Here is a 13,411-nt window from a genome sequence, read left to right on the forward strand (position 1 = left end):
TCCTACTGAATAACGTCGCTGGCGGGGATGAGCTGTTGCTCTTTCCAGAGTTGCAGATTGCGCTGCAGCAAGACCTCGGGCAACCCTGCGGCCACCGCCTCGAGCATCTTCTTCGCCAGCCCGCCCCTTAGCCAGGGTTCGTTGCAGGCGGAGTTGTGCGACAGCGCGAGATACAGACCCTCGCTGGAAACCGCTGGTTCCAGGGCCAGCAGGTCATCCTGCATTTCCAGGGTATCGGCCAGTGCCTGACCGGGATAACGCTCATGGAGCACATAGTCGGTGCGCCCCAGCAGCAATTTCTGCAAGGCCTGGGTCAGGCTGGACACCCGCTCCAGGGTCAGCTCGCTCTTGGCATAGGCATCGAACTGCGGGCCAAAACTGTTGCTGGCCAGGGTCTCACCCGTACGCTCACGCAAGTCTTCCCAACCGGCATAGGGGAACGCCGCGTCACGCCGCACCCAGACCACGCTAGGGGTGACATAGGGGACGGGATGCACATAGTCCATCGCATCGAGCTGCGATGCATTGAGAACGGCACCGGCCAGCAGGTCGATGCGCCCGCTGCGCACTTCTTCCAGGGGCTGCGGCCAGGCTCCGCTGTCGAGCACATCGATCACCAGGCCCAGTTCCTTGGCCAGGTGCTTGAGCAGGTCGGCATTGGCCCCGATCAGTTGCTGCGGGTTCTGCGGGTCGCGCCATAGATAAGGCGGATACTCCGGGTTACCTGTCGCCACCAGGCGCTCGCACTTGCCGGCGGCAGCGGCGGCCAGCCCCGGCAGCACCAGCAGGCCAAGCGACAACACAAAGGACTTCACTAAACCACGCTCAAGCATTGGCAAACTTCTCGACTGAACCTTGGGTGGGGCGTCTACGGGCGCGCGCCGGGAGACAGGGGCTTCGTGCTAGCTTAATACGCGTCCCAATCGATCGCGATAAAGAGCTGTCATGAAAAAACTGACTATTGGCCTGTTCTCATTGCTTCTGGCCACAGCCGCCCTGTTCTACCTGTCACCTGCCGTCCTGTTGACCGGCATGCAGCTGATTGAACGGCAACGTGCGGGCCTGAGCCTCGAACAGATCGCAGTGGGCGATCTTAACATCCATTACTACGAGGGCGGCCCAGACGATGCACAAACCCTGTTGATGGTGCACGGCTTTGCCGCCAACAAGGACAACTGGCTGCGTTTCGCCCGCCACCTCAGCCAGGACTACCGGGTAATTGCCCTCGACCTGCCCGGTTTCGGTGCCAGCGACAAGCCAGCCGGCAGCTACGATGTCGGCACCCAGACCGAGCGTCTGGCCAATGTGGTGCAGGCCTTGCAGATCGACAAGCTGCACCTGATCGGCAACTCCATGGGCGGGCATATCAGTGCGCTATATGCCGCGCGCTACCCGGACCAGGTGCTGTCGCTGGCCTTGCTGGATAACGCCGGCATCACCTCGCCGCAACCCAGCGAGCTGATGCAGCGACTTCAACGCGGCGAACCCAACCCACTGGTGGTGCGTCAGCCTGAGGATTTCCAGCGCCTGCTGGAGTTCGTCTTTGTCGAGCCGCCCTACCTGCCGGAATCGCTCAAGGGCTATTTCGCCGAACAGGCCATCGCCAACAGCGCCCACCATGACCGGGTATTCGCCCACCTGATCGAGCGCTATATCCCGCTGGAACCCGAACTGGCGAAGATCCAGGTGCCCACCCTGGTGATCTGGGGAGCCGAGGATCGCGCCCTGCATGTTTCCAGTACCGAGGTCATGCGCCCGCTGCTGCGCCAGCCCACCATCGTGGTCATGCCCGCAACCGGCCATGCCCCCATGATCGAGCGCCCGCAGCAGACTGCGCAGCATTACCGGGCCTTTCTTCAAGCGCTGTCGGATTAGCGCAAAAGGGCCGGGAGCGTTTTTGCGCCTAGGCCCCGGATGCGCTGAGCATAAAAAAACCCGCTCACTGAGCGGGTTTTTTCTGGCCTGGGGAAACTGGCTTAAACCAGCTTCTCCAGTTCAGGTACGGCTTCGAACAGATCAGCGACCAGACCGTAATCGGCTACCTGGAAGATCGGCGCTTCTTCGTCCTTGTTGATCGCAACGATCACCTTGGAGTCTTTCATACCGGCCAGGTGCTGGATCGCGCCGGAGATACCGACGGCGATGTACAGCTGAGGCGCAACGATCTTGCCGGTCTGACCGACCTGCATGTCGTTGGGTACGAAACCTGCGTCAACTGCGGCGCGCGAGGCACCTACAGCAGCGCCCAGCTTGTCGGCCAGAGCGTACAGGTGCTTGAAGTTGTCACCGTTCTGCATGCCGCGGCCGCCGGAAACGACGATCTTGGCAGCGGTCAGTTCAGGACGGTCGGACTTGGCCAGTTCTTCACCGACGAAAGCCGATTTGCCAGCGTCAGCTGCGCCGCCAACTGCTTCAACGGCAGCAGAACCGCCTTCAGCAGCAACCGGGTCGAAACCAGTGGCACGCACGGTGATGACTTTAACGGCAGCGGAGGATTGCACGGTGGCAATGGCGTTACCGGCGTAGATCGGACGCTTGAAGGTATCAGCGCTTTCAACAGCGATGATTTCCGAGATCTGATCAACGTCCAGCGCAGCGGCAACGCGCGGCAGGATGTTCTTACCGTTGCTGGTAGCAGCAGCCAGGATGTGGCTGTAGCCCTTGCCCAGTTCGGCAACCAGCGGCGCGACGTTTTCCGGCAGCTGGTGAGCGAAAGCGGCGTTGTCAGCAACCAGTACCTTGGCCACGCCAGCAATTTTGCCAGCAGCTTCGGCAGCAGCGCCGCAAGCGCTACCTGCAACCAGAACGTGGATGTCACCACCGATCTTCGCAGCAGCTGCAACAGTGTTCAGCGTGGCAGGAGCCAGGGCGGCATTGGTGTGTTCAGCGATAACCAGGATAGTCATTTAGATTACCTTCGCCTCGTTCTTCAGTTTCTCGACCAGTTCAGCCACGGACTTGACCTTGATGCCGGCGCTGCGGGTAGCAGGCGCTTCGACTTTGATGGTCTTGACGGTGGAAGCGGTGGAAACGCCCAGATCAGCTGGAGTTACGGTTTCCAGCGGCTTTTTCTTGGCCTTCATGATGTTCGGCAGCGACGCGTAGCGCGGCTCGTTCAGGCGCAGGTCGGTGGTCACGATAGCCGGCAGGTTCAACGCAACGGTCTGCAGACCGCCGTCGATTTCGCGGGTTACGTTGACCTTGTCGCCCGCCACTTCAACCTTGGAGGCGAAGGTGCCCTGACCGAAACCAGTCAGCGCGCCCAGCATCTGGCCGGTCTGGTTGTTGTCGCTGTCGATGGCCTGTTTGCCCATGATCACCAACTGCGGCTGCTCTTTATCGACCACTGCCTTGAGCAGTTTGGCCACAGCCAGAGAGTTCAGCTCGTCGCTGGATTCAACCAGGATGGCACGGTCAGCACCCAGGGCCAGCGCGGTACGCAGCTGCTCTTGAGCAGTGGTCGGGCCGATGGTTACGACGACGATTTCGCTCGCCACGCCCTTCTCTTTCAGGCGTACAGCTTCTTCCACGGCGATTTCGCAGAAAGGGTTCATCGACATCTTGACGTTGGCAAGATCAACGCCGCTGTTGTCCGCTTTGACGCGAACCTTGACGTTGTAGTCGACCACTCGTTTGACAGCTACAAGAACCTTCATGGATTCCTCGTTACTCTCCGGTGAATAAGAATGTCGCCAGAAGCGAACATGGCGTGAACTGCTAACCGGCCGGAACCGGGAGTCAACCAATACGGCGGACACAAAACCGCCCGTATCTTGACCGCAGGACCTAGGCTGGTCAATACGACGGGCCGGCCAATCGTCTGCGATGTAGTAAGATTCTAACAGCCCTACAGAAAATTCAAACAAACGTTTGTATTGGCCCATCCGAAGGGTCTGGATATAATGCGCCAGCATCGCTCACGGAACGAGCCTGCCAGCCAAATAAAATTAGAGAGCCCTGAGTAGGAGATAGCCTGTGGAACGCGAATTTATGGAATTCGACGTCGTCATCGTCGGCGCCGGCCCTGCTGGTTTGTCCGCCGCCTGCCGACTGAAGCAGAAAGCCGCCGAAGCCGGTAAAGAAATCAGCGTCTGCGTGGTCGAAAAAGGCTCCGAAGTCGGTGCGCATATTCTTTCCGGTGCCGTGTTCGAACCCCGTGCATTGAACGAGCTGTTCCCGGACTGGAAAGAGCTTGGCGCACCGCTGAACACTCCAGTCAAGCGCGATGACATCTACGTGCTCAGCAATGCCGAGAAGGCCACCAAGGTTCCGGACTTCTTCGTGCCCAAGACCATGCACAACCATGGCAACTACATTATTTCCCTGGGCAACCTGTGCCGCTGGTTGGCGCAGCAGGCAGAGAACCTCGGCGTAGAAATCTACCCTGGCTTCGCCGCCCAGGAAGCCCTGATCGACGACAAAGGCGCGGTCTATGGCATTCTCACCGGCGACCTGGGTGTCGATCGCGAAGGCAACCCGAAAGAGGGTTACTACACCCCAGGCATGGAACTGCGTGCCAAGTACACCCTGTTCGCCGAAGGCTGCCGCGGCCATATCGGCAAGCAGCTGATCAAGAAATTCAACCTCGATTCCGAGGCAGACGCCCAGCACTACGGCATCGGCATCAAGGAAATCTGGGACATCGACCCTGCCAAACACGAGCAAGGCCTGGTGGTGCACACCGCTGGCTGGCCGCTGGATATCGTCGCCAGCGAAAACACCGGCGGCTCCTTCCTCTATCACCTGGAAAATAACCAGGTCGTAGTCGGCCTGATCGTCGACCTATCGTACAGCAACCCGCACCTGTCGCCGTTCGATGAATTCCAGCGCTACAAGCATCACCCAGTGATCGCCCAGTACCTGGAAGGCGGCAAGCGCGTCGCCTACGGTGCCCGCGCCATCTGCAAGGGCGGCCTCAACTCGCTGCCGAAGATGGTCTTCAACGGCGGTGCCCTGATCGGCTGCGACCTCGGCACCCTGAACTTCGCCAAGATCAAGGGCAGCCACACCGCCATGAAGTCCGGCATGCTCGCCGCTGACGCCGTGGCCGATGCGCTGTTTGCAGGTAAGGAAGGCGGCGACCAGCTGACCGGTTATGTCGACGCATTCAAGGCCAGCTGGCTGTACGACGAGCTGTTCCGCAGCCGTAACTTCGGCCCGGCGCTGCACAAGTTCGGCCCACTGGTTGGTGGTGGCTTCAACTGGCTGGATCAGAACATCTTCGGCGGCAAGATCCCCTTCACCCTGCACGACACCAAGCCGGACTACGCCTGCCTGAAGCCGGCTGCCGAGGCGCAGAAGATTGCCTACCCGAAGCCGGACGGCAAACTCAGCTTCGACAAGCTCAGCTCGGTATTCCTCTCCAACACCAACCATGAAGAGGAACAACCCTGCCACCTGAAGCTCACCGACCCGAGCATTCCGCTGGGCAAGAACCTGCCGATGTACGACGAACCGGCGCAACGCTACTGCCCGGCCGGCGTATACGAAATCGTCACCAAGGAAGATGGCGAGAAGAAGTTCCAGATCAACGCGCAGAACTGCGTGCACTGCAAAACCTGTGACATCAAGGACCCGGCCCAGAACATCACCTGGGTGGCACCTGAAGGTACAGGCGGGCCTAACTACCCCAATATGTAAGACGCAAAAAAGGCTCCCTCGGGAGCCTTTTTCTTTGCCTGCAAAGTGCGCTACGCGGGCTCGGCCCCAATAGGGAAAAACTCCCCGCCGCTCCACACACCCAGCCAGCTCTTGCCATCGATCTCGCGCGGCACCGCCAACTCGACCAGCTGATAGAACACATTGCGATGGATCAGCGCCTCAAGATTGCTCCGCACACGCACATAAGGCGCGGGCTCCTCGGTCTGAGCGTCCAGCTCGACCCGCAGCGGATGCTCTTTACCGGCCACCACCTCGTCCTCGACATTGGTGACAAAGCGCAGCACCTGAGCCTCGCCCTCACCTTCTACCTGCAGAGTGACCGCCACAAAGGGCGCGTCATCGACCTGGATGCCGACCATCTCCACCGGGGTCACCAACACATATTTATCGCCATCACGACGGATGATGGTGGAGAACAGCTTGACCATGGGCTTGCGCCCGATCGGCGTGCCCATATAGAACCAGGTGCCGTCGCGGGCGATGCGCATATCGATATCGCCGCAGAATTCGGGATGCCACAGGTGCACTGGCGGCAAACCCTTGCCCTCTGCTTTGGGAATCTGTGCCAGCAGATCGCCGGCCTTGCCCGTATCACTCATCAGCCTTCCTCAATCGCTCAAACCCAGTAACCGCCGTGCATAGTCCCGCAGCGCGGGACCGATCAGCTCTTCCGGCTTGGCATCATAAAGCGTCAGCAAGCCACCGCGGCTACGAATACGCGCCGTATCGACCATATAACGGGTATTGGTCTCGATCAGCATCAGCTGAATCACCCCGCGATCGGTGCCCAGACGGTCCAGCGCCTCCTGATCCTCCCACTCCTCCACCGTACCAATGCGGTCATCGGCATAGGCAAAACGGTTATAGAGCAAGTAATGCGCGCCCGCCGCGCGAGCCTGCTCCAGGGCCTCTTCCAGACCTAATGGCCCGCGGGCACGACGGACCATGGGGAAATACTCGACAAAGCCCTTGAAGGCTTCCTCGGCCACCACATTGGGCCGCGTATTGGCACCGCCAGGCGGGGCAAAATGCCCCTGGGCGATATAGATGAAAGAGTCAGCCTGTAAACGCCAAGGGCTCGCCCGGCGTATCTGACTGTGATCGAGCACGCCGACATCGCGCAATTGATAGATAGCGCCATCAGCCAGATCACTGGCCTTCATACAGCCGCTAAGCAGCAGCACACCCATTATCAGCAACAGACTACGCATCAGGTCTCTCCAGCGGCCGGTGACGGAAAACCGGCGGATAGAGCCACGATGCAGATTTCACGCCAGCCGACGCACATCACTGTCGAAGCCACGCTGCATAAACGCAAGACTCCAAGCCTTCCAGCATCCTGTTCGCCCGTACCGGAGAGATGACTCCCTCGTGCGTGGCCCCCACCTTTATCGCGCACAAGGGGACCTAACCGAGATTGCCATCAACGTCCGAGGCTCTCTTGCGCCTCTGTTTTCCGTCACTCGTTGCACGAGCAACGTTTTAGCCGCAGCGCAAGCGAACCAGCAGTCGCGGCAAGGCTGGCACCTTGCCGCACCAGCTTTCTCGCGCTGCCTTGGCGATAAGGGCCAGGAGTCGTTTCACATGCAACTTGATCTGGCTGCAGTGTTGGGGTCACGTCGAAGACGCATTGCCACAGACAGATGGAGGCTTTTCCGTAGTTTCCCTAACTACAGCTGATCAACCTCGCATAACTGCGAGCAAGACCATCGTTCTTACAAGGTTTGCCCTTGTAGGAATTCCCTTACAAACACCCTCAGCTCCGGACTAAGTCTGACACAGCAAATACGGTAATAAAATTCAATAACGCCTGATATTAAAATTTATAGATCAAGCCGATGATTAGATCCGTGATGGGCATCCCAAAAATGACCAATCCGGGCAAATGATGTAGCGCTTGACGGGCCACAAAGGACATCTATCGTTTGTCACTCTTAGCGAATACTACCCCGCAGTTAAATAAATACTGCTGAACCTTTCCCGCCTAAAGCCAACAATAAAAATAAGGCACACAGCTACTTTATAAAATGTTAACTGCGGCGTCTCTTTGGTTGGATAACTTATTATGAAAACCGACAAGCTCAAATCATCTCTACACCATCACAACAGCGGCTTGTATATTGTTTTTCAACCCCAGATCGATATCACTTCAGGCAAAACAATTGGAGCCGAAGCGTTATGCCGCTGGCACCATCCACGAATAGGCTTGATCCCGCCATCTTTCTTTATACCCATGCTAGATGCGCGAGGTCACTCAAGCACGTTGTTCTTCCTTATTTTGGACGCCTGCCTGGATATGAACCAGAAACTGTCCAGCATAGGTATCCAACTGCAGTTCAGCATTAATGCTTCCCCACTACTTTTTCTTGATGATCGTTGGATAGAACGTTTACAGAATACCGTTACGGAAAGAGTCGTCAACCCGAAACACATCACCCTCGAAATGCTTGAAAGCGGGTCGGTTAATGACACAAGTGCATTGAGACGAAGTGTCCAACACCTCATAACCGAAGGGTACAACGTCGCCATTGACGACTTCGGAACCGGCTCATCAAACGACATACTTCTAGCTGATATTCCGTTCAACAAACTCAAGCTGGACCGTTCATTTGTCGCCTCTATCGATAAGGACGACAGGTACGCGACCATATGCCGCCACCAAATCGAACTTGCAAAATCCCTCAATATTGAATGCATCGCCGAGGGCGTCGAAACAATAGCGCAAAAGCGAGCACTGCTCGAGGGCGGCTGCAACATTGGACAAGGGTACCTATGGGCCCCGCCCATCCCCAGTTCTTTCTTTTTCAATGAAATGGCTTGGATGCCCAAGCTGCATATAAACGGATATCAAGGTGTACGCCATGACCTCGTTCAATAACACAGCGAACGTTTCCATTCCTGCTGACGCCTCGGCCGTTCATGCATCGCAGCAGCCAAGCAATTACATATTGTCTGTATCGAAGGAAAACATTAGTAATTTCTCGCGCATTGAGAATGACCTACTTATCGAATTAAATGACGGAAAGAGCATTCGAATAGAAGGTTACTTCATCACCGGAGGCAATCGGCTAATACTTGCCGATGGAGATCAGCAGTGGCTTGTCGACATGACAGCTGCGTTGAATCAGCAGGGTGATGGCATCGACGAAGAACTAATCGAATACCAGTTGCTGACCGACGATGGCAGTGACGCTATCGCCGTACTGCTCGGTCTCCTGGCAGGCGGATGGCTGCTTTCTCAAGATAGCGGCGGCCACAGCAGTAATGGCGAGGAAAAAGACCTTACAGCACCTGCACAGCCTGGCATGGTGCTCGAAGACGACCGCGGTTCCGTCACAGTTCCCATCGTAGAGGGTGCCGTCACTGGTGATTCAACCCCCGCCATCTCTGGTAGCAATGCAGAGCCAAATGCCCAGATCGCCCTGCTGATTGATGGCACCATGGCCGCTGTCATCACTCCAGATGCTGACGGAAACTGGAAATATATCCTTCCCCAACTTGCAGATGGTGAGCACCTGCTGAGCGTGACGCAAGTTGATAGCGCTGGGAACCAGAGCCCCGCCACCGCCTATAGTTTTACCGTTGATACGGTTGCGCCCGCGGCACCGATCATCTACCTGCCGGACATCACTAAAGACAACACGCCGACACTTACCGGTGTTGGCGAGCCTGCCAGTACCATCAAGATATTTGACAACGGCAACCTGATTGCCACCGTTCAATCGAGCGAAACCGGTCACTGGATCTTTACTCCCGCCGAGGCTCTCGACGACGGGACTCACGTTTTCACAGCTCAAGCCATCGATGCTGCAGGAAACGAAAGTACGCTGTCGGCACCATCTCCTCTGATCATCGACACATTGGCACCATCAAATCCGCCAACGATATCGGGAATCTATGACAACGTGCCCTTCATCGTCGGCCAGATCAGCTCCGGCAGCAGCACCAACGACACCCGCCCGACCCTGAGCGGCGCGGGCGCGGAAGCCAACAGCACGGTCAACATTTACGACAACGGCGTGCTGCTCGACAGCGTAACCGCTGACGCTTCCGGCAACTGGAGCTACACCCCCGTCACCGCCTTGACCGACAGCAGCCACGCGCTGAGCGTCAGCAACGTCGATGCCGCCGGTAACGAAGGCCCGCAATCGACCCCGATCAGCTTCACCGTTGACACTCAGGCTCCGAGCCAATCGGTCAGCATCACGGCCGTTACCGACGACGTGGCCCCGGTGACCGGCACGGTTGCCCACAACGGCACCACCAACGATGCGACCCCGCAACTGAGCGGCACCCTGAGCGCGAGCCTGGTTGCTGGCGAAAGCGTGGTGATTTTGCGCGACGGAACCGTGATCGGCACCGCCACGGTCAGTGGCAGCACCTGGACCTATCAGGACAGCGGCCTGGTCGATGGCCAAAGCTACAGCTACACCGCCCGTGTCGAAGACGCCGCCGGCAACCGCGGCACGGAGTCCAACACCTACGCCATCACCCTCGACACCACGGCCCCGACGCAAACCGTCACCCTCACCCAGGTGCTGGATAACGTCGACCCGATCAGCGGCGCGATAGCCGCGGGCGGCACCACCAACGACGACACCCCAACCCTGCAAGGGACGCTCTCGGCACCCCTGGGCTCCACCGAGCAACTGCACGTCTTGCGTAACGGCAGCGACATCGGCGTCGCCACGGTCAGCGGCACCGACTGGAGCTATCAGGACGCTGGGCTGGCCAGCGGCAGCACCTACACCTACACCGCCCAGGTCGTCGATGCGGCCGGCAACAGCAGCGCCGCGTCCAACAGCCTGAGCTTCACCGTCAACACCTCCTCGGTCAGCCAGACGGTTGCCATCCTGCAGCTCCTGGACAACGTCGACCCGCTACAGGGCAACGTCGCCAACGGAGGGACCAGCAACGACACCACCCCGACCCTCAGCGGCTCCATCTCCACCGCGCTGAGTGCCGGCGATGTGGTTGAAGTGCTGCGCGATGGCAGCGTGATCGGCACCGCCAGCGTCAGCGCCACCACCTGGACCTACCAGGACAGCGGCCTGCTCGACGGCAGCACATACAGCTACACCGCCCGCGTGGTCATCGCCGGTGGCAACCAGGGCGCGCAAAGCGCGGCCTACAGCCTCAGCATCGACACCTCCGCGCCCACCCAGACGGTCGCCATCACCAGCTACACCGACGACCAGGCCGCCCAGACCGGCAGCTTCGCCTCCGGCAGCAGCACCAACGACACCACCCCGCGCCTCAACGGCACCCTCGATGCCGGGTTGAACAGCGGCGAAACCGTGGCCGTGTACCGCGACGGGGCCCTGCTCGGCAGCGCCACGGTCAGCGGCAGCACCTGGAGCTTCCAGGACAGCGGCCTGGTCGACGGCCAGAGCTACAGCTACACCGCCCGTGTAGTCGATGCCGCCGGTAACCTCGGCAGCCCGTCGGCAGCTTTCAGCCTGAGCATTGATACCCAGGCACCGGCCAGCGCCCCGACAATCGGCAGCGTGCTCGACGACGTGCCCTTCATCGTCGGCCAGATCAGTTCCGGCAGCAGCACCAACGACACCCGCCCAACCCTGAGCGGCGCGGGCGCGGAAGCCAACAGCACGGTCAATATTTACGACAACGGCGTGCTGCTCGACAGCGTAACCGCTGACGCTTCCGGCAACTGGAGCTACACCCCCGTCACCGCCTTGACCGACAGCAGCCACGCGCTGAGCATCAGCAACGTCGATGCCGCCGGTAACGAAGGCCCGCAATCGACCCCGATCAGCTTCACCGTTGACACCCAGGCGCCGAGCCAATCGGTCAGCATCACGGCGCTCACCGATGACGTGGCCCCGGTCACCGGTGCAGTTGCCCACAACGGCACCACCAACGACGCGGCCCCGCAACTGAGCGGTAGCCTGAGCGCCGCTCTGGCCGCTGGCGAAACCCTGGTGATCCTGCGCAACGGGGCCGTGATCGGCACCGCCACGGTCAGTGGCAGCACCTGGACTTATCAAGACAGCGGCCTGGTCGATGGCCAAAGCTACAGCTACACCGCCCGTGTCGAAGACGCCGCCGGCAACCGCGGGGCGATTTCCACCAGCTACACCATCACGCTCGACACCTCCGCGCCCACCCAGACCGTTGCGATCACCACGCTGCTCGACAACGTCGACCCGGTGAGTGGCGCTGTTGCCAACGGCGGCACCACCAACGACTCGCAGCCCGAGCTGCAAGGCACCCTCTCGGGGGCCCTGGCCGGTAACGAAGTCGTGGCCGTTTACCGCGACGGCGCGAAGATCGGCACCGCCAGCGTCAATGGCACCGGCTGGACCTTCACCGACACCACCGGGCTGGTCAACAACGCCAGCTACAGCTACACCGCCCGCGTCGAAGATGCCGCCGGCAACACCGGCACCCCGTCGAGCGCCTACAGCATCACCCTGCAGACCAACGGCCCGGCCACCACCACCGCGATCACGGCCGTTACCGACGACGTGGCCCCGGTCACCGGTGCGGTTGCCCACAACGGCACCACCAACGATGCGACCCCGCAACTGAGCGGCACCCTGAGCGCGAGCCTGGCTGCTGGCGAAAGCGTGGTGATTTTGCGCGACGGAACCGTGATCGGCACCGCCACGGTCAGCGGCAGCACCTGGACCTATCAGGACAGCGGCCTGCTGGATGGCCAAAGCTACAGCTACACCGCCCGTGTCGAAGACGCCGCCGGCAACCGCGGCACGGAGTCCAACACCTACGCCATCACCCTCGACACCACGGCCCCGACGCAAACCGTCACCCTCACCCAGGTGCTGGATAACGTCGACCCGATCAGCGGCGCGATAGCCGCGGGCGGCACCACCAACGACGACACCCCAACCCTGCAAGGGACGCTCTCGGCACCCCTGGGCTCCACCGAGCAACTGCACGTCTTGCGTAACGGCAGCGACATCGGCGTCGCCACGGTCAGCGGCACCGACTGGAGCTATCAGGACGCTGGGCTGGCCAGCGGCAGCACCTACACCTACACCGCCCAGGTCGTCGATGCGGCCGGCAACAGCAGCGCCGCGTCCAACAGCCTGAGCTTCACCGTCAACACCTCCTCGGTCAGCCAGACGGTTGCCATCCTGCAGCTCCTGGACAACGTCGACCCGCTACAGGGCAACGTCGCCAACGGAGGGACCAGCAACGACACCACCCCGACCCTCAGCGGCTCCATCTCCACCGCGCTGAGTGCCGGCGATGTGGTTGAAGTGCTGCGCGATGGCAGCGTGATCGGCACCGCCAGCGTCAGCGCCACCACCTGGACCTACCAGGACAGCGGCCTGCTCGACGGCAGCACATACAGCTACACCGCCCGCGTGGTCATCGCCGGTGGCAACCAGGGCGCGCAAAGCGCGGCCTACAGCCTCAGCATCGACACCTCCGCGCCCACCCAGACGGTCGCCATCACCAGCTACACCGACGACCAGGCCGCCCAGACCGGCAGCTTCGCCTCCGGCAGCAGCACCAACGACACCACCCCGCGCCTCAACGGCACCCTCGATGCCGGGTTGAACAGCGGCGAAACCGTGGCCGTGTACCGCGACGGGGCCCTGCTCGGCAGCGCCACGGTCAGCGGCAGCACCTGGAGCTTCCAGGACAGCGGCCTGGTCGACGGCCAGAGCTACAGCTACACCGCCCGTGTAGTCGATGCCGCCGGTAACCTCGGCAGCCCGTCGGCAGCTTTCAGCCTGAGCATTGATACCCAGGCACCGGC

The 13,411-nt window shown here is 60.3% G+C and carries 9 protein-coding genes and 1 pseudogene; 5 read left to right on the forward strand and 5 right to left on the reverse strand.

Annotated elements, in window-relative coordinates:
- Positions 1-2 precede the first annotated feature (2 nt).
- Positions 3-833: a substrate-binding periplasmic protein gene (locus WMW70_RS21080; RefSeq protein ID WP_341439423.1), complete on the reverse strand. Its 831-nt coding sequence runs from the start codon at positions 831-833 to the stop codon at positions 3-5.
- A 112-nt stretch (positions 834-945) separates the two neighbouring features.
- On the opposite strand from WMW70_RS21080, the gene WMW70_RS21085 reads away from it, so the two are divergent.
- Positions 946-1,875 (forward strand): alpha/beta fold hydrolase, encoded by a 930-nt coding sequence (locus tag WMW70_RS21085; protein WP_341439424.1) that lies wholly within the window; start codon positions 946-948, stop codon positions 1,873-1,875.
- A 101-nt stretch (positions 1,876-1,976) separates the two neighbouring features.
- Here the strand turns inward: WMW70_RS21085 and WMW70_RS21090 are convergent, their stop codons facing one another.
- Positions 1,977-2,906, reverse strand: a complete 930-nt coding sequence (locus tag WMW70_RS21090) for an electron transfer flavoprotein subunit alpha/FixB family protein (protein WP_304868783.1) — start codon at positions 2,904-2,906, stop codon at positions 1,977-1,979.
- The gene (locus WMW70_RS21095) at positions 2,907-3,656 is read right to left on the reverse strand and encodes an electron transfer flavoprotein subunit beta/FixA family protein (RefSeq protein ID WP_341439425.1); all 750 of its coding nucleotides are present in this window, start codon (positions 3,654-3,656) and stop codon (positions 2,907-2,909) included.
- A gap of 319 nt (positions 3,657-3,975) precedes the next feature.
- Between WMW70_RS21095 and WMW70_RS21100 the strand changes: the two genes are divergently transcribed.
- A complete protein-coding gene (locus tag WMW70_RS21100; RefSeq protein ID WP_341439426.1) occupies positions 3,976-5,640 on the forward strand; it encodes an electron transfer flavoprotein-ubiquinone oxidoreductase in 1,665 nt (554 codons plus the stop codon).
- A 50-nt stretch (positions 5,641-5,690) separates the two neighbouring features.
- Here WMW70_RS21100 and WMW70_RS21105 read toward each other — a convergent pair whose 3' ends face one another.
- Together WMW70_RS21105 and WMW70_RS21110 are read right to left on the reverse strand one after the other, a co-directional pair.
- The gene (locus WMW70_RS21105; protein WP_341439427.1) at positions 5,691-6,260 is read right to left on the reverse strand and encodes a DUF1285 domain-containing protein; all 570 of its coding nucleotides are present in this window, start codon (positions 6,258-6,260) and stop codon (positions 5,691-5,693) included.
- Between the two features lie 9 nt (positions 6,261-6,269).
- Positions 6,270-6,872 carry a DUF4823 domain-containing protein gene (locus tag WMW70_RS21110; protein ID WP_341439428.1) on the reverse strand — a complete coding sequence of 201 codons (603 nt, stop codon included), beginning with the start codon at positions 6,870-6,872 and terminating at the stop codon, positions 6,270-6,272.
- 854 nt (positions 6,873-7,726) lie between these two features.
- On the opposite strand from WMW70_RS21110, the gene WMW70_RS21115 reads away from it, so the two are divergent.
- The 3 genes and pseudogenes from WMW70_RS21115 to WMW70_RS21120 form a co-directional block, all read left to right on the forward strand.
- Positions 7,727-8,539: an EAL domain-containing protein gene (locus WMW70_RS21115; protein ID WP_341439429.1), complete on the forward strand. Its 813-nt coding sequence runs from the start codon at positions 7,727-7,729 to the stop codon at positions 8,537-8,539.
- Positions 8,523-8,729, forward strand: a pseudogene (locus WMW70_RS22200) (BapA prefix-like domain-containing protein); the annotation flags it as partial. The gene WMW70_RS21115 and the pseudogene WMW70_RS22200, both read left to right, overlap by 17 nt.
- Positions 8,730-8,768: 39 nt before the next feature.
- Positions 8,769-13,411: Ig-like domain-containing protein (locus WMW70_RS21120; protein WP_341439430.1), on the forward strand; the 4,643-nt coding region annotated here is incomplete at its 3' end.

The sequence above is a fragment of the Pseudomonas sp. XK-1 genome, from assembly GCF_038069885.1.
Classification (GTDB): domain Bacteria; phylum Pseudomonadota; class Gammaproteobacteria; order Pseudomonadales; family Pseudomonadaceae; genus Aquipseudomonas.